Source organism: Paenibacillus sp. JCM 9796 (genome assembly GCF_055379675.1).
Map to the genome: position 1 here is coordinate 2920874 of NZ_AP043723.1, position 26468 is coordinate 2947341.

25 protein-coding genes are annotated in these 26468 nt (G+C 50.4%); all 25 read left to right on the plus strand.

All coding sequences use genetic code 11. From position 1 onward, the window contains the following. Window positions 1-6: 6 nt before the first annotated feature. The 25 genes from ACZ439_RS14105 (at window position 7) to argF (ending at window position 26396) form a co-directional block, all read left to right on the plus strand. On the plus strand, window positions 7-501 hold the full coding sequence (locus tag ACZ439_RS14105) for a hypothetical protein (protein WP_236595740.1): 495 nt from the start codon (window positions 7-9) through the stop codon (window positions 499-501). A 20-nt stretch (window positions 502-521) separates the two neighbouring features. Beyond that, window positions 522-1694, plus strand: coding sequence for a UDP-galactopyranose mutase (glf, locus tag ACZ439_RS14110; RefSeq protein ID WP_127610370.1), 1173 nt, complete (start codon window positions 522-524; stop codon window positions 1692-1694). Then, window positions 1691-2413 carry a cytidylyltransferase domain-containing protein gene (locus tag ACZ439_RS14115; RefSeq protein ID WP_054800139.1) on the plus strand — a complete coding sequence of 241 codons (723 nt, stop codon included), beginning with the start codon at window positions 1691-1693 and terminating at the stop codon, window positions 2411-2413. The genes glf and ACZ439_RS14115 overlap by 4 nt, the downstream gene beginning before the upstream one ends. 21 nt (window positions 2414-2434) lie before the next feature. After that, a complete protein-coding gene (locus ACZ439_RS14120; RefSeq protein WP_054797834.1) occupies window positions 2435-3010 on the plus strand; it encodes a GNAT family N-acetyltransferase in 576 nt (191 codons plus the stop codon). Further along, a complete protein-coding gene (locus ACZ439_RS14125) occupies window positions 2997-4895 on the plus strand; it encodes an NAD-dependent epimerase/dehydratase family protein (protein ID WP_464619805.1) in 1899 nt (632 codons plus the stop codon). The genes ACZ439_RS14120 and ACZ439_RS14125 overlap by 14 nt, the downstream gene beginning before the upstream one ends. Next, entirely contained in the window at window positions 4892-5587 is a 696-nt protein-coding gene (locus tag ACZ439_RS14130; protein WP_054797835.1) for an HAD family hydrolase, read from the plus strand. The genes ACZ439_RS14125 and ACZ439_RS14130 overlap by 4 nt, the downstream gene beginning before the upstream one ends. A gap of 19 nt (window positions 5588-5606) precedes the next feature. Beyond that, entirely contained in the window at window positions 5607-6659 is a 1053-nt protein-coding gene (pseI, locus tag ACZ439_RS14135; RefSeq protein WP_127610374.1) for a pseudaminic acid synthase, read from the plus strand. 19 nt (window positions 6660-6678) lie between these two features. After that, entirely contained in the window at window positions 6679-8034 is a 1356-nt protein-coding gene (locus ACZ439_RS14140; RefSeq protein ID WP_464619806.1) for a DUF4910 domain-containing protein, read from the plus strand. Window positions 8035-8102: 68 nt separating this feature from the next. Next, window positions 8103-8831, plus strand: coding sequence for a formyltransferase family protein (locus ACZ439_RS14145; RefSeq protein ID WP_464619807.1), 729 nt, complete (start codon window positions 8103-8105; stop codon window positions 8829-8831). 38 nt (window positions 8832-8869) lie between these two features. Then, window positions 8870-9817 carry a dTDP-glucose 4,6-dehydratase gene (locus ACZ439_RS14150; protein ID WP_054797836.1) on the plus strand — a complete coding sequence of 316 codons (948 nt, stop codon included), beginning with the start codon at window positions 8870-8872 and terminating at the stop codon, window positions 9815-9817. Window positions 9818-9852: 35 nt separating this feature from the next. Further along, complete coding sequence (pseC, locus tag ACZ439_RS14155; RefSeq protein ID WP_464619808.1) at window positions 9853-11046, plus strand: UDP-4-amino-4,6-dideoxy-N-acetyl-beta-L-altrosamine transaminase; 1194 nt, start codon at window positions 9853-9855, stop codon at window positions 11044-11046. 86 nt (window positions 11047-11132) lie between these two features. Then, complete coding sequence (locus tag ACZ439_RS14160) at window positions 11133-11543, plus strand: flagellar protein FlaG (protein ID WP_127610380.1); 411 nt, start codon at window positions 11133-11135, stop codon at window positions 11541-11543. 85 nt (window positions 11544-11628) lie between these two features. Continuing rightward, entirely contained in the window at window positions 11629-13122 is a 1494-nt protein-coding gene (gene fliD / locus ACZ439_RS14165) for a flagellar filament capping protein FliD (RefSeq protein ID WP_464621132.1), read from the plus strand. A 42-nt stretch (window positions 13123-13164) separates the two neighbouring features. Beyond that, entirely contained in the window at window positions 13165-13557 is a 393-nt protein-coding gene (gene fliS, locus ACZ439_RS14170; RefSeq protein WP_464619809.1) for a flagellar export chaperone FliS, read from the plus strand. Then, window positions 13550-13885 (plus strand): hypothetical protein, encoded by a 336-nt coding sequence (locus ACZ439_RS14175; protein ID WP_054797840.1) that lies wholly within the window; start codon window positions 13550-13552, stop codon window positions 13883-13885. The genes fliS and ACZ439_RS14175 overlap by 8 nt, the downstream gene beginning before the upstream one ends. A gap of 383 nt (window positions 13886-14268) precedes the next feature. Continuing rightward, on the plus strand, window positions 14269-14466 hold the full coding sequence (locus ACZ439_RS14180) for a cold shock domain-containing protein (protein ID WP_010496818.1): 198 nt from the start codon (window positions 14269-14271) through the stop codon (window positions 14464-14466). 255 nt (window positions 14467-14721) lie between these two features. After that, window positions 14722-15276, plus strand: a complete 555-nt coding sequence (gene hpf / locus ACZ439_RS14185) for a ribosome hibernation-promoting factor, HPF/YfiA family (RefSeq protein ID WP_054800137.1) — start codon at window positions 14722-14724, stop codon at window positions 15274-15276. Between the two features lie 352 nt (window positions 15277-15628). Beyond that, the gene (gene secA / locus ACZ439_RS14190; protein WP_127608674.1) at window positions 15629-18133 is read left to right on the plus strand and encodes a preprotein translocase subunit SecA; all 2505 of its coding nucleotides are present in this window, start codon (window positions 15629-15631) and stop codon (window positions 18131-18133) included. Between the two features lie 103 nt (window positions 18134-18236). Next, window positions 18237-19356 (plus strand): peptide chain release factor 2 gene (gene prfB, locus ACZ439_RS14195; protein WP_141336200.1). Its coding sequence is split into 2 segments (ribosomal slippage): window positions 18237-18308 and window positions 18310-19356, totalling 1119 coding nucleotides; the frame shifts between segments, so codons are not numbered across the junction. A 297-nt stretch (window positions 19357-19653) separates the two neighbouring features. Next, window positions 19654-20535 (plus strand): YitT family protein, encoded by an 882-nt coding sequence (locus ACZ439_RS14200; protein WP_230876240.1) that lies wholly within the window; start codon window positions 19654-19656, stop codon window positions 20533-20535. 145 nt (window positions 20536-20680) lie between these two features. Further along, window positions 20681-21730 carry an N-acetyl-gamma-glutamyl-phosphate reductase gene (gene argC / locus ACZ439_RS14205; protein ID WP_054797842.1) on the plus strand — a complete coding sequence of 350 codons (1050 nt, stop codon included), beginning with the start codon at window positions 20681-20683 and terminating at the stop codon, window positions 21728-21730. 22 nt (window positions 21731-21752) lie between these two features. Further along, a complete protein-coding gene (argJ, locus tag ACZ439_RS14210; RefSeq protein WP_054797843.1) occupies window positions 21753-22982 on the plus strand; it encodes a bifunctional glutamate N-acetyltransferase/amino-acid acetyltransferase ArgJ in 1230 nt (409 codons plus the stop codon). 378 nt (window positions 22983-23360) lie between these two features. Next, a complete protein-coding gene (gene argB, locus ACZ439_RS14215) occupies window positions 23361-24143 on the plus strand; it encodes an acetylglutamate kinase (RefSeq protein WP_464619810.1) in 783 nt (260 codons plus the stop codon). A 34-nt stretch (window positions 24144-24177) separates the two neighbouring features. Then, window positions 24178-25368, plus strand: coding sequence for an acetylornithine transaminase (locus ACZ439_RS14220; protein ID WP_054797844.1), 1191 nt, complete (start codon window positions 24178-24180; stop codon window positions 25366-25368). A gap of 68 nt (window positions 25369-25436) precedes the next feature. Continuing rightward, window positions 25437-26396 (plus strand): ornithine carbamoyltransferase, encoded by a 960-nt coding sequence (gene argF, locus ACZ439_RS14225; RefSeq protein ID WP_127608680.1) that lies wholly within the window; start codon window positions 25437-25439, stop codon window positions 26394-26396. Window positions 26397-26468 lie beyond the last annotated feature (72 nt).

The window sequence follows — 26468 nt, forward strand, 5'->3', positions numbered from 1 at the left end:
AGGTGGTTGGTCAATCTGAAAAATGCTCTAATTATACGTTCGGCAAGCTTTCAACAACTGGATAAAAATTTTCCGGCGATAGAGGAGGCACTGCCCGATCATCGGTTTCAAATGTTAACTCATGAGCATGGTGTTAAGCTAGCCGAGAAATATAAATTGTTAAGTAAAATATATGTGTATCCTTATAAACAAAGCTTTTCTTTTTGGCGTCCAGTGCAAGAATTCAAAGATCAGAAATTTGATTGTGTCATCGTTCCGGTATCCAATTTGACAGGAGCAGGTTTTTTAAATGTACTTCTGTTTTCATTAACGATAAATGCTAAGAAACGCTATATTTGTAATCTCATCTCTGATTTGCGCCCAGTTAGCATGGTCTCCATTATCGGTATGGGAGCTCGCAGCTTATTGATTTCGGCTATTTCAGTGCTAGTTACGGTTCTGCTTGCGGTTCCGTTAACTATTGGGTTGCCGATGATGCTTAGAAGATTGAAGAAGAAATAAGGTTTAATGGAGGTCTCCCTATGTTCGACTATATCATCGTGGGTGCGGGTTTTTCCGGCTCAGTCATGGCAGAACGGATTGCCAATGAATTGAACAAGAAAGTACTTATCATTGAGAAACGTCGCCATATCGCCGGAAATGTCTACGATCGGTATGATGAATCGGGATTGCTCGTCCATCAATACGGGCCGCATATTTTTCATACAAGAGTTAAATATGTATGGGATTATCTGTCTCAATATACGGATTGGTATTTGTATCATCACCATGTTCTGGGAAGCGTTGACGGGAACAAGGCTCCTATTCCTTTTAACCTAAATACACTATATACGCTTCTGCCGACTCACACAGCGGCCAAGCTGGAAGACAAGCTTCTTCGAGCTTTCGGTTATAATGTGAAGGTGCCGATCCTGAAGCTGCGGAACACGGATGATGTGGACTTAAAATGGTTGGCGGAGTTCGTCTATGAGAAGGTGTTTTTGAACTACACCACCAAGCAGTGGGGAATGAGGCCTGAGGAGCTCGATCCCTTAGTTACTGGAAGAGTTCCCATTTATATCTCTAGGGATGACCGTTATTTCCAAGATGCTTACCAAGGCATGCCCCAAAAGGGCTATACGGCGATGTTCGAAAGGATGTTGGGCCATCCGAACATCAAGATCATGCTGAATACCGATTATAGGGAAGTGATCAAGGCTGATTGGGAACGGAAGGCTGTGACACTTTTTGGGGTGCCTTTTAGGGGCAAGGTTATTTTTACCGGAAAGATTGATGAGCTTTTTGATTACGAGTATGGGGAACTCCCGTATCGCTCGCTGCGTTTTCAGTTTGAAACGCTCCATCAAGAACGTTTTCAGAATGTCGGCACGGTTAACTACCCGAATGAGTATGATTTTACGCGAATTACCGAGTTTAAGCACTTAACCGGACAGCAGCATGGATATACAACCATCGTGAAAGAGTATCCGCAAGCCTATATCAAAGATGTGGAAGGGCAAAATATACCTTACTACCCGATCCCGCGCCCTGAAAATCAAGAAAGATATGAAAAGTATAGGGATAAAGCGAAGGAATTTGATCAATTCGTCTTGCTCGGACGACTTGCCGAGTACAAATATTATGATATGGATGCGTGCGTGGCTAGGGCATTGCGGTTGTTTGAAGAAAAAGTTAAAGGTGGAACCCAAGAATGAAGATTATTCTGATTATCCAGGCACGTATGGGGTCGACCCGACTGCCAGGAAAAATCTTAAAGCCTCTCGGGATGACCACGGTACTGGATTATGATGTAACACGCTGCAGACAAATCAACCAAGTGCAGGATGTCATCGTGGCTACCTCAACCTTAGAGCAGGATGAACCTATCGTAGAGTGGTGTGAAGAAAACGGAGTGACTTGCTTCCGTGGTTCTGAGGACGATGTGCTTTCCCGGTATTACGAATGCGCTAAAGCGTACGCACCCGATTATGTGATTCGAGTCACCAGCGATTGTCCATTTATCGATTATCACTTGGGAAATCAAGTGGTGCAGGTGATGGAAGAGAATCCCAGTGACATCGTACTGCTTCAAGGCGCCCTGCCGCGAGGCTTGGCCATTGAAATGGTTTCATTCCAAGCCTTAGAATACATGTATCATTACGGCAAAGAGCACCGGCATCGTGAACATGTGACGTACTACGCCTACGAATATCCGGAGCGGTTTAAAGCGGCTTACTGTAAGATACCCGAGTCCTTACAGCATCCAGAGCTTCGTATTACGCTAGATACTCCGGAAGATTATGAACTGCTTAAAGCTATTGCCAATCATTCTCAGGACAAGCTGATTTCTTCGCAAACGGTAGTACAATATTTACTCGCTAATCCGGATGTAGCGGCAATTAATGCCCATATCCAGCAGAAACCGGTCGTTTAGACAAGACAGGAGTATCTAGTTATGAAATATCGTTGTTTAAAAGAATCATTCTACCGTACTGGAGGATATGAAGCTGTTACGTTGCGGCAACAAGACATGCTGTCCATCAAGCAATGGAGAAATGAGCAAATGTCGGTATTGCGGCAAAGCAAGGTATTGACGGACGAAGATCAACAGTCTTATTATCAGCATGTCGTCCGACCCTCGTTTGATCAAGAACATCCTACTATCATTTTGTTCAGCTTCTTATTGGATGGAGAATGTATCGGATACGGCGGTTTAACGAATAACGATTGGATGTGCAAAAGAGCGGAGATTTCCTTCCTTTTAAATACGAACCGAATTATGGATAAAGCTGGGTACAGGAATGATTTTACCGCTTTTCTTGCGTTAATGAAGAAAGTAGCGTTTGAAGATCTCCATTTTAACAGGCTATTTACCGAAACATATGATATAAGACCACATCATGTGATGATTTTAGAAGAGAGCGGTTTTCAATATGAAGGACGGATGCGACAACATGCAGTAGTAGACGGTAAATTTGTCGATTCCTTACTACACGGCTGCTTAAAGGAGTTTAATCATGCTAACCGGTAAAAAGGTTTTTATCAGCGGCGGGGCCGGTGTAATAGGCCAAGAACTTGTGAAAAAACTGCTTCAGCGTGGAGTTGAAGTCATGGTAGGGGATATAAAGCCTCGTCCACATGGTTGGGATTCGAGTATTATATACAGGCAAGGTGATTTAAATTATATCAGCTGTCAAGAGCTGCAACGGTTTCAGCCGGAATATGTATTTCACTTGGCTGCCACTTTCGAGCGTTCTGTAGAAACCTATGAATTTTGGAATGAAAATTATGAGCATAATGTCCGGCTTAGTCATCATTTGATGCACTGCTTAAAAGATATTCCGACGCTCCGAAAGGTTGTTTTTGCATCCAGTTATTTAATTTATAATCCTGCCACATATACGTTTCAGGAGCCTGCTTTCGAGGCTGTGAATCTGAAGGAGGAAGGAGAAATCTATCCGCGTAATCTTTGTGGTGTCGCCAAGCTTTTGCATGAGATGGAGCTGCAGTTTCTACACCATTTCCGCGGTACGTCCCTGCAAACCGTAAGCGCAAGGATTTATCGAAGCTACGGGAAAAATTCCCGCGACATCATATCTCGTTGGATTCGCGCTCTGCTGCAGGATGAGACGATTACCGTCTTCCGTAAAGAGGGGTTATTCGATTACATTTACGCAGAAGATGGCGCGGAGGGATTAATCCGCTTAGCCGAGAGCGATGCTGTAGGGATTGTTAACTTGGGCAGCGGGAGAGCGCGGCGGGTACAGGAAGTGCTGGATGTCCTTGCGCTGCATTTTCCTCACATGAAAGTAACCGAGGGTGATAGCGATATACCATATGAAGCCTCTCAGGCGGATATGAGTCTTTTCAAGAAATGGACCGGCTGGGCTCCCGAAAGACATCTAGAGGATACGATCCCGGAGATGATTGCTTATGAGCGTGATTGTAGCTCGTCTGAGGTACGCTCGGAGCAGTTCCGTATTCTGATTAGCAGTGTATCGAAAAAGATACCTCTGCTAAAGTCGGTCAACAAGGCGGTCCAAAAGCTGGGGTTGGAGACGCAGATCATTGGTGCCGATAACAATCCGAACTGTATCGGGAAACATTTCACCGATATGTTCTGGGAAATGCCACGGCTGGGTCAGCTTCCGGTGACTGAGTTAATTCGTTATTGTAACGAGCACGATGTCAAATGTATTATCCCGACTCGTGACGGCGAGTTATCATATTATGCGGAACATCAAAGCGAGCTTAAGCAGCATGGCATCCATGTTATGATATCGAAACCTGATACCGTACAAAAATGCTTGGATAAACAGCTTTTCTACGAAACGTTAAAAAATGCAGGGTTCCCGGCGATCCCTACTTCAACTTCAATAAAGGACATGGAAGCTGAAAAATATGTTGTAAAAGAGAGATTCGGCGCGGGCTCGGAAAGTTTGGGGCTTGACCTCAATAAAGAGATGGCGGTTTTGCATGCATTGAATCTAAAGCAGCCGATTTTTCAGCCTTTCATTATAGGGAAAGAGTATTCCATAGACCTGTACCGTGACAGAATGGGCCGTGTTAAGGGAACGATTGTCCGTTCGCGTGATTTAGTCGTTAATGGCGAATCGCAGATTACGAAGACCGAGAATAACCCTGAGTTGGAGAAGCTGGCCTATGATATAGCGGACCATCTTGGATTATATGGACATGCCGTACTCCAAGTGCTCGTAGATGAAAAGGGTATGCCGCATATCATTGAATGCAACACTAGATTCGGTGGAGCATCTACGCTTAGCGTAGAAGCGGGACTGGACAGTTTTTATTGGTTCTTACTGGAATCTGCAGGTGCTGATATTAGCGAATACCCGTTCTTACGTTCAAAAAAAGAGAAGCGGCTAATACGCTTCGCTGAGGATTTGATCGTATGACCGTAGTCGTGTTCGACTTGGATGACACGTTATATAAAGAGCTTACGTTTGTAGAGAGTGGGTTTAAAGCCGTTTCATTCGATTTGCATAATCGATTCGGTTTGAAGCCGGAAGAAACGTTTCAAACCATGTGGTTGGAATTGCAGAGGCACGGCAGGGGAAAAGTATTTAATTGTGTTCTTGCACGGTATGGTCTGGAGACGAAAGGGAACATCCTTCATTGCTTAAATATTTACCGTATGCATCGTCCTGATATTTCGCTATATGACGATGCCCGTCGTTGTCTTGAAGAACTGAAAGCCTATCCGATGTATATTGTGACGGACGGCAATAAGCTGGTTCAGCAAAGTAAATTACAAGCTTTGGGGCTTTATGATCATGAGTTTATTCGCCATTGTTATATCACGCGAAGGTACGGAATAAAGAATGAGAAGCCTTCTCCGCATTGTTTTATGAAAATATGTGAGAGAGAACAGGTTGATCCCAAGGATGTTGTATATATCGGAGATAACCCTAATAAAGATTTCGTGGGCATTAAACCTCTTGGTTTTCGTACTGTTCGCATTATAAGGGGTGCTTTTAGCGAGCTCATCAAGCCAAATGATTATGAAGCTGAACATCAAATCGAGAGCCTGGACGAATTGGCAAATTTATTAGGATTGAATGCATACAAAGATCCATTTGCTTGTTAAGGGAAGCGGAGGAATAAACATGTCGGAAATTACAATAGGCCATCGCAAAATCGGTTCCGGTTATCGGCCTTTCATTATAGCTGAAATGTCGGGAAATCATAATCAGTCGCTGGAGAGGGCATTGCAGATTGTAGAGGCCGCTGCGAAAGCAGGGGCCGATGCGTTGAAGCTGCAAACTTATACTGCCGAAACGATGACACTTGATATCAACGAGGGCGAATTTTTCATCGATGATCCCAACAGCTTGTGGAAAGGCAATTCTCTTTATACGTTATACCAACAGGCTTATACGCCTTGGGAGTGGCACGAGCCAATTTTTAAACGGTGCAAGGAACTCGGGATCATTTGCTTTAGTACCCCTTTTGATGAAACAGCTGTTGACTTTTTGGAAGAGCTTGATGTCCCATGTTACAAGATAGCTTCTTTTGAGAATGTAGATCTTCCTTTGATCCGTAAAGCGGCATCAACAGGAAAACCGTTAATTATTTCAACCGGAATGGCATCGATTGCAGAGCTTGACGAGATGGTACGTGCTGCCCGGGAAGCCGGTGGCGAACAGCTGGTTCTTCTCAAATGCACAAGCTCTTACCCGGCTACGCCGGAGGATTCGAATTTGTTGACCATACCTCATATGAAGCAGCTGTTCCAGTGCGAGGTAGGGGTGTCCGATCACACGTTTGGCATCGGGGCCCCTCTAGCAGGTATTGCACTGGGCGCAACCGTGATTGAGAAGCATTTCACACTTCGTCGCGCCGATGGCGGAGTAGATTCCGTTTTCTCCATGGAGCCGGAGGAGATGAATGCTTTAGTCGTAGAAAGTGAAAGGGCATGGCAATCTCTAGGCAAAGTACAGTATGGTCTTCAATCCAAAGAAGAGGGATCGCTCAAACATCGCCGCTCTCTTTATTTTGCCGAGGATCTCAAGCCTGGGGATGTCCTGACCAAAGATAATTTGCGAGTCATCCGTCCTGGTCTAGGTTTAGCGCCAAAGTATTATGACATCCTTCTGGGCCGTAAAGTTAATCGGGAGATTAAAAAGGGCGCTCCAGTTACATGGGACAGCATTTTATAGAGAAGGAGCTTTACACCTCTTGAAAACAATCGAAGAGCATCGCAGCATGGATGAGTTGTTTGATCGATTATTTCCAATCTGCCGAAGCATTACGGGTCCGGGATTGCGGGAGAGCTTGGAGATTTTAGGCGAATATTTACCCTTGGAACATTTTGGGCAACCAACAGGCAGTCCGGTATTTGATTGGCAAATTCCAAAGGAATGGCGTATTCGCGATGCATGGGTAAAAGGGCCGGATGGTTCCAAAATTATTGATTTCAAAGACAGTAATTTACATGTGTTGAATTATAGCGTTCCAATTGACCGGAGAATGAGCTTGGACGAATTGAAAAAGCATTTGTTTACAATCCCTCATATGCCTGAGGCCATTCCTTACGTTACTTCTTATTATAAAGAGAGATGGGGCTTTTGCCTTCCCCACCGGCTCATGGAGCAGTTGGAAGAGGGGATCTACCATGCATATATCGATAGTGATCATGTGGATGGCGAGTTGAACTTTGCTCATTCGATTTTGCCTGGAGAAAGCGATAGGGAAATTTTAATCAGCACGTATATATGCCATCCATCAATGGCTAATAATGAGCTCAGCGGTCCGGTGACAGCAGCCTTTCTTTACCGGAGACTGGCGTCTTGGCCGAGAAGAAGATTTACGTACAGGTTTGTGTTTGTCCCGGAAACGATCGGAAGCATCACGTACCTCCATCGTTTTGGGGCAAAACTCAAGGAGAGCCTATATTCTGGGTTAGTGCTAACGTGTTTGGGCGGTCTTGAGCACCCGTTAAGCTACAAAACATCCCGCCGCGGCAGTTCACCTGTGGATCAAGTGGTCGAGCATTTGTTCAGATTTGAATCGCTACAAGGGAATATTCGGTCTTTTACACCGATTAACGGCTCTGACGAACGTCAGTACTGCTCCCCAGGATTCAATCTTCCGGTAGGACAAATGTCCCGAATGGTGTACAATTGCTATCCGGGGTACCATAATTCCTGCGATACTAAAGAAGTCATGACAATTGAAGCCCTGCAGCAAAGTGTCGACGAGTTGGAAAGCGTATTGAAAGCTCTTGAGTTGAACGGATTTTATGTGAATCAGCGTCCGTTTGGAGAGGTGAAGCTGGACAAACACGACTTATACCCGGATTTGAATTTCCCTCTTAACGGAATTTACTCCAGCAATAACGTTGCCGATAATCGTATGCAGCTTGACCGGATACTGATGCTGCTAAACTATTGCGACGGTTGCTATTCTTTACTGGAGATTGCTGAGAAATGCAACTGCTCTCTAACAGATCTTGAACCCATTATAAACATGTTAATAGATAAACAATTATTGAAGGGTCCTTTCTTGGAGCCAAGAAATGAGATGATGACATGAAAGTCGTTTTTTTAACCGGCTCGCATCCAAGACATCTATATATAGCCCAAAAGCTGAAGGAAGCGGGTATGCTGCAGGGTCTTTTGATCGAAAACCGGGAGGACTTCGTTCCTGCCCCGCCGGAGGGATTGTCGGATCAAGACCGGGTCAACTTTATACGCCACTTCTCCGACCGTGAAGCAGCAGAGAGACGTTGGTTTGGACAGGCAGAGGGATTGGATTGGACCGATATTTCTCAGATGAATGTGACATCGGGTGAACTTAATTCCGAGAAGGTAGCCGATTGGGTACAATCTAATGGACCGGATATTGTAATCAGCTTTGGTGTTCACAAGATTGATGACGCTCTGCTGGCCAAATTTCCGGCGTATGCTTGGAATATTCATGGAGGGTTATCCCCATGGTATAGAGGCAGCATTACTTTATTCTGGCCTTTTTACTTTCTTCAGCCCAATTGGGCAGGCATGACGGTTCATTATCTCACTTCCAGCTTGGATGGAGGGGACATTGTCCATCACTCTGTCCCTGAATTATCGCAAGGCGATGGAATTCACGATGTGGCCTGTAAAGCTGTGAGGCAAGTGGCTGACGATATCGTGAAGCTGGTCGGGCTGCTGAGAAGCGGAGCAGACTTGCCTAAAGAACCGCAAAGATCAAACGGCAAGCTATTTTTATCAAAGGACTGGAAACCGCAGCATTTACGCTTGATCTACAATACCTTTAACAATGATATCGTAGACAAATATTTGGACGGAGAACTGGGGCATCAGGAGCCTCCATTAATTCGGGCCTTTTAAATATCGCGTGACACGGTAAAAGAAGAGAGGGAAAGCTGATGAACGTATTGGTCACAGGAGGCGCCGGATTTATCGGCCGGTGGGTCGTTAAACGATTATTGAACGACGGACATCAGGTTTCGGTATTGGACGATTTGTCCAACGGACGCGAAGATAACCTGGATGAGTTTCAAGGACATCCGGGGCTAGTCCAGTTTGTTATAGGCGATATCAAAAATCGGGGCTTGCTCGAAAAGCTTTTTGCCGAAGGACGCTTTGATGTTTGCTATCACCTGGGTGCATCGATCAATGTGCAAGATTCCATCGATGATCCGGAGACTACGTTCAATAACGATACAGTCGGAACCTTCTATGTGCTGGAAGAATGCCGGAAGCACACCGTAAAAGTTGTCTTTATGAGCACCTGCATGGTATACGATCGCTGCATGGATGATAAGGGGATTACCGAGCAGCATCCAATCAAGCCTGCTTCGCCTTATGCAGGGTCAAAAATCGCGGCGGAGAACATGGTTCTTTCCTATTACCATGCTTATGATTTGCCAACCGTGGTTATCCGCCCTTTCAATACGTACGGTCCGTTCCAGAAAACCGGCGGCGAAGGCGGCGTAGTAGCCATCTTCATCAAAAATACATTGGCCGGTAAAGACCTGCACATTTATGGAGATGGAACGCAAACCCGCGACCTGCTTTATGTGGAGGATTGTGCGCGTTTTGTCGTGGCGGCCGGATATTCAGGCCGGGTGAACGGGCAGATTGTGAATGCAGGCTTAGGCAGAGATATCACTATTAACCAACTGGCCAAGCTGATTGCAGAAGACGATGGAAAAATCAAGCATGTTACGCATATTCATCCGCAAAGCGAGATTCCCAAGCTGTTGTGCAACTATGACAAAGCGAAAGAGCTGTTAGGCTGGGAGCCGGAGGTTTCCTTAGAAGAAGGCATCCGCAGAACAGCGGAATGGATTCAAACAAGTCACCTGATGTAACGGGTGACTTTATTTTATCGAGGGAGGATGTATTCATGGAGAAGCTTGCGATACAGGGGGGTGTACCGGTTCGCTCCACCATGCTGGCTTACGGACAGCAGTGGATCGATGAGCGGGATATCGATGCTGTGGTCAGCGTGCTGCGCGGCCCTTTTATTACGCAAGGCCCTTACATCACGGAATTTGAAAAAGAAGTGGCATCGTATGCAGGAGCCCGATACGCCGTTGCCTTTTCCAGCGGTACAGCGGCACTGCATGGCGCGTGCTTCGCGGCGGGCATAGGGACCGGCGACGAAGTGATCACCACACCGATTACGTTTGTGGCCAGCAGCAACTGCGTCTTATATTGCGGCGGGACTCCGGTGTTCGCAGACATCGATCCGGCGACCTATAACATCGATCCTGAGGATATCAAGAGAAAAATTACTCCTCGCACCAAAGCGATTATTCCGGTGGACTTTACAGGGCAGCCTGTAGAGATTGAGGCCATTATGAATATAGCCCGGGAGCATGGGCTTTTGGTCATCCAGGATGCGGCACATTCGCTGGGTGCTGAGTATCAAAACAGAAAAATCGGCTCTTTCGCGGATATGACGATGTTCAGCTTTCACCCTGTCAAACACGTTACAACCGGTGAGGGAGGAGTCATTGTGACGGACCGGGAGGATTTGTACCGAAAGCTTCAGCTCTTCCGGAGTCATGGAATCACGAAAGATCCTTCCTTATTAACGCAGGATGAAGGGCCTTGGTATTATGAAATGCACGAACTGGGATATCACTATCGCTTAACAGATCTTCAGGCAGCCTTAGGCAGCTCACAAATGAAGAAGCTGGATGAATTTGTACGCAAGCGCAGGGAGATTGCCGCTTATTATCATGAAGCTTTTGCCAATTTGCCGGGTATTCGAATTCCTTATCAGGCTGCTTTCGCGAACTCAAGCTGGCATCTCTATATGCTTAGATTTGAGCGCGAGGCTTTTAAAGTAGACAGACAAGAACTCTTCCTGGCGCTCCGGGCGGAAAATATAGGCGTGCATGTGCACTACATTCCCGTGTATAAGCAGCCTTATTATCAAAGAATGGGCTACAGCTCCACGCATTGTCCTGAAGCCGAGGCCTTCTACCAAGAAGCGATTACGTTACCCATCTTCCCCAAGATGACACGTCAAGATGTGGAAGATGTGGTGCGGGCGGTCAAAAAAATATATCAACAATACGTTCAAATCTAAAATATTATGCGAAATCGCTCTAAAACAAATCCGTATTGTTTCCGATATAAATACTAACCGTATAACGGAAATGGGAGGGGATGTTGATGAGCGCTAATTTTTCAATAAACGGAACGCCCTCCAACGGAGGAGAACGGACATCGGTGGAAGGGCAGGCCCGAGTGAAATCAACGGATTTGCCAGCCGCTGCCGAAGCGTCATTATTGCCTGTAAACCTGCAATCCGCAAAAGATCTGAAATCAGCTGAGTTACGGGGAGAATATGTTTCAGTTAGCGACGAACAGTTGATTAAAGCAATCGACCGGGCGGTAAAAGCCATGCAAGGCCATTCCACATCGCTTGATTTTTCCGTACACGAGCAAACGAAGCGAATTATGGTAAAGGTGATTGACAAAGAGAACGGAAAGATATTGAGGGAGATCCCCCCTGAAAAAAACCTGGATTTTATCGCCAAGGTTTGGGAGATGGCCGGTATATTGATAGATGAACGGAGATAATCAAGGAAGGAAGGTGTGACTCATGATCAATCGCGTATCCGGTCTGGCCAGCGGCATAGATACGGAAGGCCTTATCAGTCAATTGATGCAGGCGAAGCGGGCTTCCGTAGATAAGCTTTATCAAAACAAACAAACGATACAGTGGCAGCGGGAAGCATACCGCGACATGAACACGAAGATTTACGATTTTAGGAATAATAAATTAAGCAGCTATCGTCTGGAGGGAACCTTTGCAGCCAAGACGGTAGACGTTGCCGGTAACGCTGCGGCTATTTCAGCGAAAGCTACCGGTAATGCCGTGAACGGAACGTTTAAAATTGAAGTCAAGGAAATGGCGACGGCTGCAAGCAATTACAGCGCCGGCGACATTCGGAAGACGGGGCAAAAGATAGATCCCACCTTGACACTCTCTACCCAAGTGGGGAAATTTGACGTTTTCGATCCGGGAGGCAACGAGTTTACGATCAACGGGACGAAAGTGAAGTTCGATCCGACGAAAGACTCCCTGAATGATGTCATCGACCGAATCAACAAAACAACGGATGTCAATGCGTTTTATGATAGCACTACAGGATTCGTATCGTTTGTGTCCAAAAACACGGGGCTTGTTAACAACCCGTCGGATCCTGCTTCAGATAGCGCAGCGCCAGGAACTAACCTTGGCGAGAGAATAACCTTCTCGGGCAATTTTTTAACCCAAAGTCTGAAAGTGGCCATGGGCGGTCCGAATGAGAAAGTTGCAGTCAATGCCAAAGTATCGATTAACGGGATGCCCGAGGGCTCCTATGCAAGCAATAAGATAACCGTAAATGGGGTAGAGGTTACATTACTTAAGAAGGATCCCGGCAATCCTGCCACATTAACTGTAGATACCGACACGAATAAAATCATGGATACAGTGAAAGCTTTCGTTAAAGACTACAACGATATCTTACAAACGCTTAACGATAAGCTTAATGAAGCCAGGTATAAAAGCTTTCAACCCCTCACAGATACCCAAAAGAAAGACATGAAAGAATCGGATATCACGCAATGGGAAGAAAAGGCCAAGAGTGGTATGCTCAAGAACGATGATATCCTCAGTAGAGCCGTTAGCACCATGCGGCTTGATGTGTTTTCTCAAGTCGAAACCGGAAGCAAGAAATATAAGACACTGGCTTCTATTGGTATTGAGACCGGAGAATACATAGAACGAGGAAAGCTGTATATCAAAGACGAAAGTAAATTAAAAGAAGCGATTGAAAAAGAGCCGGAGGCTATCATGGCCTTGTTTACTGCAACAGGAAACGGCGATTCGGATCAATCCGATGTCGGGATCGCCAAGAGGCTGTACGATCATGCGCAGCTTACGTTGAATGAAATGATCCAGAAAGCCGGGAGTCCCGGCAGCTTTGATACTGGTGCCAAAGATCAAAGCTACATCGGGAAAAAGCTGTATTTATTGGACAAGGACATTGATGTAGCCAATGAACGTATTAAAAATCAGGAAGACATGTATTATCGAAAGTTTACAGCCATGGAGGCCGTTATTAATAAATATAATTCCCAGTCCAGTTACTTATCCCAATTAAGCCAATAGATGAAATACAAGGGTCCAACCAGTTGTTAGGGAGGAACATCGATGATACCAGCACAGAATAAATATTTGGCGACAGCTGTACAAACGGCAACCCCAGCACAATTACTCATCATGTTATACGACGGCGCAATCCGGTTTTGTCGTCTGGGCATCCAGGGCATTAAGCAGAGGAAGTTCGACGATGTGAACTATAATTTATGCAAAGCTCAAGAGATTTTGAGAGAATTGGCCATGACAGCCAACCCGAATATGGAGATCTCTGAAAATTTGGTTAAACTTTATGATTACTTCGTATTTCGGCTGATCGAAGCCAATACTAAAAAAGTTGCAGAGCCGGCGGAAGAAGTGCTTGGATACTTAGTAGAATTAAAGGAAACGTGGGTTCAAGCCGCCAAGCTTGCCAGCGTCCAGGCAGCCGGTATTACTCATGGATAGGCTGTTAACGGAACTCGAGCAGCTGACCGAAGGCTTTATAGTCAAGCTCGATTCGGTAACGGAAGAAGAGTTTGATACGTTCGTAACGGAGCGGGGAAGAATTATTTATGAAATACAAGGCATTACAAATAGTGTAGAGCTGCGTCCTGATCATAAAGAGCAAATTCAACGTATACTTCGGTACGATGAATTGCTCTTAACCGCGATGCACAAGCTGAAATCAGAAGCCGGCGATGGCTTGAAGAAAATGGATGCCGCCCGACTGCAACGCAATGCGTATGAAACGAATTATTCGATGGAAAGTGCGTTTGTGGACAAGCGGAAGTAAGAACGGCTAATGGGGTATGGAGACCAAGTCCTTGTAAAGGGGCTTGGTTTTTTTAATTGAACAAACGGTTTCAGCATTGCGTCGCACCGCGAATTGCGTGTCATCGTTCGTATGGATGTAAGAAAAAACAAATCACCGACCCCTGTGGACAATGTGCATAACTCTGTTGATAACTTTGCGGAAAATGTCGGAAAACCGCGACAGGACAAGGTTTTTCGTTGTGAATAAATTGTAGAAATTTGTTAACCTCATGTTAATACACGAATTTTCTAAATATTTTGCTAACATGGTGGAACTTGGATTGACATGGATGTTGAGGGAGTGATATATTCGAAATGTAGGCTAAAGCTTGCAGTTATTTGATGATGAAGGGAATGTTTGGCATGCAAGGTAAAGTTAAATGGTTCAACGCAGAAAAAGGTTACGGTTTCATCGAGCGTGAAGACGGTGGCGACGTATTCGTACACTTCTCCGCTATCCAAACTGATGGATTCAAAACATTGGAAGAAGGCCAATCCGTTGAGTTTGATATCGTAGAGGGCGCACGTGGTCCTCAAGCAGCTAACGTCGTCAAGTTGTAATCATCCGCGGTCCGCAAGGCCGCTAGCATAGATGGTTATGGTTTTGGGGGAATGTAGCAGCGATAAGAAGAACACTCTGAAGAAATTCGGGGTGTTCTTTTTTTTGAAAGGGCTTTAATGAAGGGGTTTACTTATACTTTTAGTATGCACATAAAATTATTTAAATATTTTGTAAACTTTAATCGAGATTTTGCAGGATTTTTAATAGGCGAAGGGGAATATAGTATAGCGTAGGAATGAAAGGAGGAGTAGTACATGAAATTCAACATTCGTGGTGAAAACATCGAGGTAACGGAAGCATTAAGAGACCATGTTGAGAAAAAGCTGAGCAGGCTGGAAAGGTACATTGAAGCTCCCCCTACATCTGAAGTTCATGTAACGTTAAGCGTCGTTAAAGGCATGCAAACCGTGGAGGTCACGGTGCCGCTCACCGGGTTTATGCTGCGGGCGGAGGAGAAGCACGCCGATCTGTATGCGGCAGTCGATCTGGTCGTTGACAAGCTGGAACGTCAAATCCGCAAAGCGAAAACGAAGGCGAACCGCAAGGTGCGTCAAGCTGGAGGACTGAAGGATCTGTTCCGCTCCGGCTCCGAGCAGAGTGCGGCGGCGGTCCTTGATGAAGAGGAAGAATTCGAACTTGTCCGAACGAAGAGGTTTACGTTAAAGCCCATGGATATTGACGAAGCGATTCTCCAAATGAACATGGTTGGCCATAATTTCTTTGTTTTTGCAAATTCCGACACATCTCAAGTCAATGTTGTGTACAAGCGCAACGATGGCAAATACGGGCTCATCGAACCGGCGCTTTAATGCCGCTCTAACCCCATGCAAACAACCGAGCTTGCCTGATCGCTGAAGCGTGCATCTCTGGATGCCGCTCCCGTTCAGGCGGGCTCTTTTTTATCTTGGAAAGTTCGGGAAGCTCCAGCATCGAGGCGTACTGAAACTTTTTCGGGCCGCATGCGTTTAAAGGGTGTACTTCCATGCCAGAACTTTCAGAGCCGTTCTATGCTTGGGAGATAAAGACGTCGTAAGTAAATTGGGCGGGATGTGGGATACTAATCCAATGGTGTTAATTCCAGTGTTTTGTTGCGATGGCTGGCGCAAACTGCTACAATTTAGTCTATGGATTACGGTTCGATAAAGGAAGGGGATTAGCAGCATGCTAGGACTCGTGAAGAAGATTTTTGGGGATTCGAATGAACGTGAATTGAAACGGATGTGGAAAGCCGTTGAGTATATCAACTCGCTGGAGCCTAGCATTGAGGTGTTATCGGACCAGGAGCTACGGCACAAAACGGTAGAGTTTCGCGCACGGCTGGAAAAGGGCGAGGAACTCGACGACTTGCTGCCGGAGGCATTCGCCGTTGTTAGGGAGGCGTCCAAACGCGTACTCGGCAAGCGTCATTACGATGTGCAGCTGATCGGGGGCATGACGCTGCACGAAGGGCGCATTGCGGAGATGCGGACAGGGGAAGGTAAAACGCTGGTAGGCACCCTGCCGGTTTATTTGAATGCCCTGCTGGGCAAAGGCGTGCATGTAGTCACCGTCAATGACTACTTGGCGACGCGCGATAGCGCCGAGATGGGCAAAATATACGAATTTCTCGGGATGACCGTCGGGGTTAACCTGCCGCAGCTTTCGCATGCGGAAAAGCAGCAGGCTTATGCATGCGACGTTACGTACGGAACGAACAATGAATTCGGCTTCGACTACTTGCGCGACAACATGGTCGTGTATAAAGAGCAGATGGTGCAGCGGCCGCTTTATTATGCGGTCATTGACGAGGTGGACTCGATCCTCGTCGACGAAGCCCGGACACCTCTCATTATTTCCGGACAAGCCGCCAAGTCGACGGACTTGTACTACATGGCCGATCACTTCGTCAGCAAGCTGAAGGAAGAAGAGGATTATATCATCGACGTGAAGCTGCGCAGTGTGTCGCTGACCGAAGAAGGCGTGGCGAAAGCGGAGAAAGCGTTCGGCATCGAAAACTTGTTCGATCATGAGCATGTAACCTTGAACCACCATATTCAACAAGCGTTGAAAGCCCACGCAATTATGCGGCTGGACGTCGATTACGTCGTGCAGGAAGGCGAGATCGTCATCGTTGACGAATTTACAGGCCGCCTCATGGTCGGCCGTCGCTATAGCGAAGGTTTGCATCAGGCGATCGAAGCGAAGGAGAAGCTGCAGGTACAGAACGAGTCGATGACGCTGGCAACGATCACACTGCAGAATTACTTCCGGATGTACCGCAAGCTGTCGGGGATGACCGGTACGGCGAAGACGGAAGAAGAAGAGCTGAAGAAAATTTACGGCCTCGATGTCATTGTCGTGCCGACGAACCGGCCGATGATCCGTCAGGATTTGCCGGACGTTGTATACAAGTCGGTAGCCAGCAAATTTCGTGCGGTTGTGAACGAGATCGTGGAACGTCACAAAAAAAAGCAGCCGGTGCTGGTCGGTACGATTTCGATCGAGAACTCCGAACGCTTGTCCGAGATGCTGAAGAAAAAAGGCGTGCCGCATAAAGTTTTGAACGCCAAGTATCACGCTGAAGAAGCGGAGATCGTCTCCCGCGCCGGTCAACCGGGCGCCGTAACGATCGCCACCAACATGGCCGGCCGCGGTACGGACATCACGCTCGGCGAAGGAGTGGCGGAGCTCGGCGGTCTGCATATTATAGGTACGGAACGTCATGAAAGCCGACGGATCGACAACCAGCTGCGCGGTCGTGCCGGACGGCAAGGCGACCCGGGTTCTTCCCAGTTTTACTTGTCGCTGGAGGATGAGCTGATGCGCCGCTTCGGAGCCGAGAACATCATGGGCATGATGGATCGCCTTGGCTTCGAGGAAGATCAGCCGATCGAGAGCAAGCTGATCTCCAGGGCGATCGAATCCGCGCAGAAGCGGGTGGAAGGCAACAACTTCGATGTGCGGAAAGTGGTCCTGCAGTATGACGACGTGATGAATCAGCAGCGGGAAATTATTTACAAGCAGCGCCGCGAGGTCATTGAATCGGAAAATATCCGCGACATCGTGCTCGGCATGATGCTGCCGGTCATCGACCGGATCGTGGAAGCGCATTGCCCGGACGATCTGGTGCCGGAAGAGTGGGATTTGCAAGCGATTGTCGACTTCGGCAACGGTACGTTCCTTCATGAAGGCCAACTGACGGCTGATGAGCTGTGGGGCAAAGAGAAGGAAGATATTATTCAATACATCAAGGATTTGGTTACGCGTCTGTATGAAGAGCGGGAGAAGCAGATCGGCGAGGAGTTTTTCCGTGAATTCGAGAAGGTCGTGGTGCTTCGCGCCGTAGACAGCAAGTGGATGGACCATATTGATGCGATGGATCAACTGCGTCAAGGCATCCATCTCCGTGCATACGGCGGTACGGACCCGCTGCGTGAATACCAGTTCGAAGGCTACGAGATGTTCCAGGAGATGGTTCAGAGCATCCAGGAAGAAGTTGCGACGTACGTTATGAAGGCGCACGTGGAGACGAACCTGGTACGCGAAGCGGTCATCGATGAGCATGAGATTGCGACGAATGCCGAGCCTGCGGTCAAGAAGCCGATCGTCAACAAGGACGTTATTGGCCGCAACGATTTGTGTCCGTGCGGCAGCGGGAAGAAATATAAGCAGTGTCACGGCGTATAAGCCGCGATTGATGCAGCGAATAGAAAGGGGAGGTCGGGCCGTGGCTCCGGTCTCCTTTTTCCACGAGGACAAACAAAATTAAGCATAAGAGGTGCGATGAGATATGTTAGAAGCAGACGTGAAGCGGGATTTACAAGAAACGGCCAAACGATTGGCTGAGCTTAGGGGGTCTCTTTGACTTAGATCTGAAGCTGGAGCAAATTGCCGATTACGAAGAGAAGATGTCGGCGCCTGATTTCTGGGATGACAACGAAAAGGCGCAGAAGCTGATTGCCGAGATGAACGCCGTCAAGGGCGGTGTCGATCAGTTCCAGGCGCTTGCCAGCGAATATGAGGATCTCGAAGTGCTGGTCGAGCTGCTGCAGGAAGAGCAGGATGAGAGCATGGTTGGCGACATCACGTCGGGAATCGCCGCGCTGGTGAAGAAGCTTGAAGCGTTCGAGCTGCAGCTGCTGCTGAGCCAGCCTTACGACAAGCTCGATGCGATTCTGGAGCTGCATCCGGGCGCGGGTGGCACCGAGTCGCAGGACTGGGCGGAGATGCTGCTGCGGATGTACCGTCGCTGGGCGGAGAAGCGGGACTTCAAGGTGGAAGTGCTTGATTATTTGCCCGGTGATGAAGCGGGGGTCAAGAGCGTGACGCTGCTGATTAAAGGTTACAACGCCTACGGTTACTTGAAGGCGGAGAAGGGCGTGCACAGGCTCGTAAGGATTTCGCCGTTCGACGCTTCAGGCAGGCGTCATACGTCGTTCGTGTCCTGCGATGTCATGCCGGAGATTGACGACGATGTCGAGGTCGAGATCCGAACCGAGGACCTTAAGGTGGATACGTACCGTTCCTCCGGTGCGGGCGGACAGCACATCAACACGACCGATTCGGCGGTGCGGATTACGCACATACCGACGGGGGTCGTCGTCAGCTGCCAAACGGAGCGTTCGCAGATCAAGAACCGCGAACGCGCGATGAAGATGCTGCGCTCGAAGCTGTACGAGAAGAAGATCGAGGAGCAGCAAAAGCATCTTGCGGAGATTCGCGGCGAAGTGTCCGATATCGCGTGGGGCAGCCAAATTCGTTCGTATGTCTTCCACCCGTACAGCATGGTGAAAGACCATCGGACGCAAGCGGAGACGGGCAACGTGGGCGCTGTTATGGACGGAGAGCTGGATATGTTCATCGACGCCTACTTGCGCCAGCAGATCGCGAAACCTTCGAAAGATAGCTAAGCGCAACATAATTTCGGGATACCCAGCTGATCCTACATGAAAGCAACCGCTTGGAATGGGCGATGTCGTCCGGCCTCCGAGGAAGGATAAAGCCGACGGGGCGGATGCTGACGTGTAGGATTTTTCGCGTGGAACGGGGTGACGACCTTGGAAAAACGAAGCGAACGGAAGAAAAGCAAGAAAGCGAAGAAGGACGAGTCGAACAACCGGCCGTGGGAAGAGCTCTCGGCCAATCCGGAGCTGGAAGCGGATGCACAGGCGGCTCCAGCCCAACCGCTCGGACCCAGAGCGGATCGTTTGCGGCGAAATCGCCGTAAAGGACGCCAAGCGCTTCGGGGCGGGTGGCGGAGGGCTTGGGAATTTATGCTGCTGGCGATCGGTTCTTCCATGATCGCTCTAAGCTTCAATCTGTTTTTTTATCCCAATCAGTTGGCTTCGGGCGGCGTAACGGGCATAAGCATTATCGTCCAAAAGCTGTTTGGCGTCGAGCCGGCATTTACGCAGTGGGGACTGAATATTCCCTTGTTTCTTATAGGGGTGCTGCTGCTGGGGCGAAACTTCGGGATCAAAACGGCAATCGGCTCCGTCCTTCTGCCGCTGCTGGTCCTTGTCACGCGGAACGTGCCTTCCCTCACAAGCAATGTGCTGCTGGCCAGTATATATGGGGGGATTCTGCTCGGGGTAGGCATTGGGCTTGTTTATCGGGGACGCGGCTCGACGGGCGGTTTTTCGGTGGCGGCGCAAGTTTTACATAAGTATACGGGAATCGGATTCGGGCTGTGCGTGGCGCTGCTCGACGGGGCGGTCATCGTCGCGGCAGGCATCTTCATTTCGCCGGAGAATGCGATGTATGCGTTAATTGGCTTGTTCGTCACCAGCAAAACGATCAATGTCGTGCAGTTGGGGCTAAGTTATTCGAAAGTGGCGTTTATTATTTCGGAGGCGGCCGAGGACATTCGCGAGGTGATTTTATACGAGCTGGACCGCGGTTTGACGAAATTGCATGCAACCGGCGGATACACCGGGGAGGCGCGTACGGTACTTATGGTCGTTGTCGGCCAAACGGAAGTGACCCGGTTGAAGGAGCTTGTACGGGCGGTCGATCCCGGCGCCTTCGTCATCTTGAGCGATACAAACGAAGTGCTCGGTGAAGGGTTCAAAATCGCGGGGCAGGCTTAACGAATGAATGAGGCGGCCATGGGTAAGAGTGGCTTGCGCCCTGCCGGACATTGGGTTACGATGAAAAAAGTTGGAAAAAAAGAAATTGAATTTTTATACCTTCGAATGTATAATAATACATAGTTTTTTAAGTGGAGGGACGGCTATGTCTACGAAATTAAGAGCGGCTATCGTCGGTTCGACCGGTTACGGCGGTGTGGAACTCATTCGCTTTTTACTTGCGCATCCTTATGTGGAAATCACTTCCGTGATCTCGTCGTCTGCCTCCGGGGCGCCGATTGCGGACGGATATCCGCATTTGAATCAGATCGTGACCGAGCGCCTGGACGGTATCGACATTGAGCTCATCCGCGGTAAAGCAGACGTTGTGTTTCTCGCAACGCCGCACGGCGTCAGCATCGACTTGTCGCCGAAGCTGCTGGATGCAGGGCTGAAGGTCATCGACTTGTCGGGCGATTTCCGTTTGAAGGACGGTCAGGTGTACGAGCAATGGTATAAGCATAAACCGGCGGAAGCGTCGTATTTAGATAGAGCGGTATACGGCTTGTGCGAGCTGTTCGGTGCAGACGTGCCCGGGGCGCAGTTCATCTCCAACCCGGGTTGCTACCCGACGGCGACCATTCTTGGGCTTGCTCCGCTTGCAGCCAAGCGTTGGATTGACTTGAAGTCGATCATTGTCGACGCGAAGTCGGGGGTGTCGGGCGCGGGGCGCGGACTCAGCCAAGTTGTGCATTACGCGGAAATTAATGAAAATTTTCTGGCTTATAAGGTGAACCGTCATCAGCATACGCCGGAAATCGAGCAAGCGATCGGACGTTTGGCCGGCGAAGAAGCGACGATTACGTTCACGACGCATTTGGTGCCGATGACGCGCGGCATTATGTCGACGATCTACGTGAACTTGAAGCAAGCGCGCAGCGAGGACGAAATTTTCGACTTGTTCCGGAGTTATTACGAGGGACGCTCGTTCGTGCGAATTCGCGACAAGGGCAAGTACCCGGGGACGAAAGAAGTGTTTGGCTCCAACTATTGTGATATCGGGCTTTCGCTCGATTCGCGTACAGGTCGCTTGACGATCATTTCCGTCATAGACAACATGGTTAAAGGGGCAGCCGGACAGGCGATTCAAAACTTGAACTTGATGATGGGCTGGGATGAAACGACGGGTCTGACGTTCACCCCGGTATATCCATAAACGCGGAGGACGGGGGAAGGACATGTCGACAGCGCAACATAATTTTGTGGTGGTGCCTGAAGGTTCGGTGACGACACCGAAAGGGTTTCAAGCAGGCGGACTGCACTGCGGTTTGAAAAAGACGGAGCGCCATGATCTGGGCGCGATTTATTGCGAGGTGCCGGCGAGCGCGGCGGGCGTGTACACGCTCAACCAGTTCCAAGCGGCTCCGCTGCGCGTGACGCAGGAGAGCATCGCGCAGGGAGGCAAGCTGCAAGCGATGCTGGTCAATAGCGGGAACGCGAACGCGTGCACCGGCCAGCAGGGCGAAGACGACGCCCGGGCGATGCGGGCTGCGGGCGCGAAGGCGTTCGGCGTTGCCGAGCATCTGGTCGGCGTAACGTCGACCGGCGTCATCGGCGAGCTGCTGCCGATGGACAAAGTGCTGGGCGGCATCGAGAAGCTGCGGGCGCAGGTGAAGGCTGACGGCGGAGACGATTTCTGTCAAGCGATCTTGACGACGGATCTGGTGAAGAAAGAATTGTGCGTGCAGCTCACCGTCGGCGGGCAAACGGTACATATCGCCGGAGCGGCCAAGGGCTCGGGCATGATTCATCCGAACATGGCGACGATGCTGGGGTTCATGACGACCGATGCGAACATCGAAAGCGCGCATCTCCAGAAGCTGCTGAATGATATTACGGATTCTACCTTCAATATGATTACGGTCGACGGGGACACGAGCACGAACGATATGGTCGTAGCGATGGCCAGCGGCTTGGCGGGCAACGATAGCTTGACGCCGGACCATCCGGACTGGGCGGCATTCGCCGCCGGCTTCAACTACGTCGGTGAATACCTCGCCAAAGCGATCGCACGCGACGGTGAAGGCGCAACGAAGCTGATCGAAGTGACGGTGGCGCATGCCGAATCCCGTGAAGCGGCCCGTGCCATCGCGAAGACCGTCATCGGCTCAAGCCTCGTGAAATCGGCATGCTTTGGCGCGGATGCCAACTGGGGCCGCATCATCGCAGCCGTCGGGCGCGCGGGCTATCCCGTCCAAACCGAGACGGTCGATATCCGCCTCGGCGATATTCCGGTGCTGGAGCAATCCCGCCCGGTGAAATTCGATGAGGAGCGCGCGGCCGAGTATCTCAAAGGCGAGCTCGTCCAAATTTACGTCGACCTGAACATGGGCGACGCCTCGGCGACAGCCTGGGGCTGCGACCTCACGTACGACTATGTGCGGATTAACGCCGCTTATCGGACTTAGGTTGTTGGATGTACTCGTTTGAGCATGTGGGGGCTGCGGCTTATCGCGGCCGTGGAAGGACTGTGCTTATCGAGGACGCGGCGAATCCGTCCAATGATAAGCAACCCCGTGCTCGAACTAAAGCTTCATAACGAAGGCATAACGCGGCTCCTTGCAGGCCGCCCGAACGATACACAAGAAGTAGCGCATAGCTCCCAGGCCCCCGTACCGGAAGAACGCCGACTGGTAAGCGTGCACCGGCACGGTGCGAGAAGCGATCCCACACACCGACGTCTCATCAACGGCGGCCACGTGGTAGTCACGTACTCTTTCGGGGGCTTGGGGCGAAGCGCGCAGGGTCCTCCGCCTTCGGGAAGGGGGAAAGAGGGGGATGCGAACATGTTTGTAATGAAATGCGGCGGCAGCACATTAGCGGCGCTGCCGGACGTCTTTTTCGAAGACTTGACCCGGCTGCAGGCCGAAGGCGAAATTCCCGTCATCGTGCATGGCGGCGGTCCGGCGATCTCGGACACGCTGGGCAAGCTGGGCATCGAGACGGAGTTCGTGAACGGGCTGCGCAAAACGAACGAGGCAGTGCTCGACGTCGTCGAGATGGTGCTGGCCGGGCAAATTAATAAACAGATCGTGCGCAACATTCAGCGCTTCGGCGCGAACGCGGTCGGCCTGTCCGGCGTGGACGGCCATCTCATTCAGGCGCAGCCTGTGGCGAACGCGCACGAAGTCGGACTCGTCGGCGACGTGACGCGTGTGAACGCCGAGCTCATTCAAGGCATTGTCGGCATGGGCTACATGCCGGTTATTGCGCCGGTTGGCATCGGAGCCGACGGCGGACAGCGGTACAACATCAACGCCGACACGGCGGCCGGAGCGGTCGCATCGCATCTCGGCGTGGAGCGGATGATCGTCGTCACCGACGTGCCGGGCATCCTGAAGACGGTGGATGGCGAGAAGCGGGTGCTGCCTTCCGCCACCGTGCGGGAAATCGACGAGATGATCGCAAGCGGCGATATTTACGGCGGGATGATCCCGAAAGTGCGTGCAGCCGTGCAGTGCATTCAAGGCGAGGTGCGCGAGGTTGTGATCGTGAACGGATCGGAGCCGCAAGTGTTAAGCAAAGTGCTGAAGGGCGAAGGCATCGGCACCCGCATCGTCAAAGCGTAGAGAAATTATTTTCACATATAAAGGAGTGAACGACATGGGAGAGGCTCAAAGCGCATTGTTTCCGAATTACGCCAGATATCCTTTTACGTTTGTGAAGGGGGAAGGCAGCCGGTTGTGGGATGAGAACGGCAAGGAGTACCTGGACCTGATGTGCGGCTTAGCCGTCACGAACCTCGGGCATGCGCCGAAGCAGGTGACCGAGCGCTTGAAGGAGCAGGTGGATACGCTCTGGCACACGAGCAACCTGTTCCACATCCCGGGGCAGGAGAGGCTGGCCCAGCTGCTTGTGGAGAACAGCTGCACAGACGCCGTCTTCTTCTGCAACAGCGGAGCGGAGGCGAACGAAGCGGCGATCAAGATCGCCCGCAGATACTATCAGAAGGTCATTAACCAGCGGGAGCGCTACGAGATCATCACCTTCAACATGTCGTTCCACGGACGGACTTTGGCTACGTTGACGGCAACCGGGCAGGATAAGGTGAAGGAAGGCTTCTCCCCGCTGCCGGAGGGTTTCGTATATGCGCCGTACAACGACGCGGATGCGGTGGAGAAGCTCATCACGGGGAAAACGTGCGCCATCATGCTGGAACTCGTCCAAGGCGAGGGCGGCGTTATCCCAGCCGATCCGGACTTCGTGAAGGCTGTAGCGAACCTGTGCGAGCGGCACGGCCTGCTCCTCATTCTGGATGAAATCCAAACCGGCATCGGCCGGACGGGCAAGCTGTTCGCTTACGAGCACTTCGGCATCGAGCCGGACCTCGTGACCTTGGCGAAAGGGCTGGGCAGCGGCATGCCGATCGGGGCGCTACTCGGGAAAGAGAAGCTGCGTACCGCTTTCGCGGCCGGCTCCCACGGGACGACGTTCGGCGGCAACTACTTGTCCACGGCGGCCGGATTGGCGACGCTGGAGACGATGCTGCAGGAGAACGTGTCGGAGCGTGCGGCTGAGATGGGCAGTTATATCATGAGCGAGTTGAAAAGCAGGCTCGCCGGCAATCCGCTCGTCGAGACGATCCGCGGACTGGGCATGCTGATCGGCATCCAATTGACGGGATCGGGCGCGGAGCTGATCAAGTCGATTCACGAGCAAGGCGTGCTTGTCGTGCCGGCCGGACCGAACGTCATTCGTTTGGCCCCGAGCCTGCTGATCTCCAAGGAAGACATCGACCGCGGACTGGACACGATCTGCCAGACGTTGGCGAAAGCGGCGGCGGCAGCGGTATAGAGGAGCCTGAACGTTTCAAGCAAAGCAGAATTGGCGATTACTTTGTGAAAGTGAAGGGAGCTGCATCCATGACGGAAACGGCAGAGCAGGAAGATATGGCGGTACAATTGAAGGGCCGCGATTTTATCGGGTTGGTGGACTATACGTCGGAGGAAATCCGGTATTTGATCGATTTGGCGATTGAGCTGAAGCGGAAGCAGAAAGCGGGAGAGACGTACCAGCCGTTGAAGGGCAAGACGCTGGGGATGATTTTCGAGAAGTCTTCGACGCGGACGCGGGTGTCTTTTGAAGTGGGCATGTACCAGCTGGGCGGCCATGCGCTGTTTCTGAGCAGGAACGACCTGCAGATCGGCCGCGGCGAAACGATTCACGATACGGCGCAGACAATGTCCCGGTACCTCGACGGCATCATGATCCGGACCTATGCGCACCGGACGGTCATCGAGCTGGCGCGCAACGCCACGGTCCCGGTCATCAACGGGCTGACGGATCTGTCCCACCCTTGTCAGGCGCTGGCGGACTACCAAACCGTGCTCGAAAAAAAGGGCCGCCTCGAAGGCCTCAAAGTGGCTTATATCGGAGACGGTAACAACATGGTGCACTCGCTCTTGATGGGCGCAGCCAAGCTGGGTATCAACTTTGCCGTAGCGACGCCGAAAGGCTACGAGCCGGACAACGAAGTGCTGGAGCTTTCGCGCGAAATGGCGGCTAAGACGGGCGCCGGCATTTATGTAGGCACCGATGCGAAAGAAGCGGTGGCGAACGCGGACGTCGTGTATACGGACGTGTGGGCGAGCATGGGCTTTGAAGCCGAGCAGAAGGAGCGGGAAATCGCGTTCAAGGATTACCAGGTGAACGAGGCGCTCGTGAAATACGCGAAACCGGATTACTTGTTCATGCACTGCCTGCCGGCGCACCGTGGGGAAGAAGTGTCGGAAGGTGTCATTGACGGCAAAAACTCGGTCATTTTCGATCAAGCGGAGAACCGGCTGCATGCCCAGAAAGCGGTTATGGCCGCTATTATGTAATCATCGCCGGAAGCCAGGCGCGTAAGGCATAAGCGAAAGCGTGAGGATAAATCAGAAGGAGAGCGGGAACGA

What these genes read in the sequence shown, in the direction of transcription:
- glf (WP_127610370.1), top strand. Translation starts at nt 522, where the DNA reads ATGTTCGACTATATCATCGTGGGTGCGGGTTTTTCCGGCTCAGTCATG.
- ACZ439_RS14115 (WP_054800139.1), top strand. Translation starts at nt 1,691, where the DNA reads ATGAAGATTATTCTGATTATCCAGGCACGTATGGGGTCGACCCGACTG.
- ACZ439_RS14120 (WP_054797834.1), top strand. Translation starts at nt 2,435, where the DNA reads ATGAAATATCGTTGTTTAAAAGAATCATTCTACCGTACTGGAGGATAT.
- ACZ439_RS14125 (WP_464619805.1), top strand. Translation starts at nt 2,997, where the DNA reads ATGCTAACCGGTAAAAAGGTTTTTATCAGCGGCGGGGCCGGTGTAATA.
- ACZ439_RS14130 (WP_054797835.1), top strand. Translation starts at nt 4,892, where the DNA reads ATGACCGTAGTCGTGTTCGACTTGGATGACACGTTATATAAAGAGCTT.
- pseI (WP_127610374.1), top strand. Translation starts at nt 5,607, where the DNA reads ATGTCGGAAATTACAATAGGCCATCGCAAAATCGGTTCCGGTTATCGG.
- ACZ439_RS14145 (WP_464619807.1), top strand. Translation starts at nt 8,103, where the DNA reads ATGCTGCAGGGTCTTTTGATCGAAAACCGGGAGGACTTCGTTCCTGCC.
- ACZ439_RS14150 (WP_054797836.1), top strand. Translation starts at nt 8,870, where the DNA reads ATGAACGTATTGGTCACAGGAGGCGCCGGATTTATCGGCCGGTGGGTC.
- pseC (WP_464619808.1), top strand. Translation starts at nt 9,853, where the DNA reads ATGGAGAAGCTTGCGATACAGGGGGGTGTACCGGTTCGCTCCACCATG.
- ACZ439_RS14160 (WP_127610380.1), top strand. Translation starts at nt 11,133, where the DNA reads ATGAGCGCTAATTTTTCAATAAACGGAACGCCCTCCAACGGAGGAGAA.
- fliD (WP_464621132.1), top strand. Translation starts at nt 11,629, where the DNA reads ATGCAGGCGAAGCGGGCTTCCGTAGATAAGCTTTATCAAAACAAACAA.
- fliS (WP_464619809.1), top strand. Translation starts at nt 13,165, where the DNA reads ATGATACCAGCACAGAATAAATATTTGGCGACAGCTGTACAAACGGCA.
- ACZ439_RS14175 (WP_054797840.1), top strand. Translation starts at nt 13,550, where the DNA reads ATGGATAGGCTGTTAACGGAACTCGAGCAGCTGACCGAAGGCTTTATA.
- ACZ439_RS14180 (WP_010496818.1), top strand. Translation starts at nt 14,269, where the DNA reads ATGCAAGGTAAAGTTAAATGGTTCAACGCAGAAAAAGGTTACGGTTTC.
- hpf (WP_054800137.1), top strand. Translation starts at nt 14,722, where the DNA reads ATGAAATTCAACATTCGTGGTGAAAACATCGAGGTAACGGAAGCATTA.
- secA (WP_127608674.1), top strand. Translation starts at nt 15,629, where the DNA reads ATGCTAGGACTCGTGAAGAAGATTTTTGGGGATTCGAATGAACGTGAA.
- argC (WP_054797842.1), top strand. Translation starts at nt 20,681, where the DNA reads ATGTCTACGAAATTAAGAGCGGCTATCGTCGGTTCGACCGGTTACGGC.
- argJ (WP_054797843.1), top strand. Translation starts at nt 21,753, where the DNA reads ATGTCGACAGCGCAACATAATTTTGTGGTGGTGCCTGAAGGTTCGGTG.
- argB (WP_464619810.1), top strand. Translation starts at nt 23,361, where the DNA reads ATGTTTGTAATGAAATGCGGCGGCAGCACATTAGCGGCGCTGCCGGAC.
- ACZ439_RS14220 (WP_054797844.1), top strand. Translation starts at nt 24,178, where the DNA reads ATGGGAGAGGCTCAAAGCGCATTGTTTCCGAATTACGCCAGATATCCT.
- argF (WP_127608680.1), top strand. Translation starts at nt 25,437, where the DNA reads ATGACGGAAACGGCAGAGCAGGAAGATATGGCGGTACAATTGAAGGGC.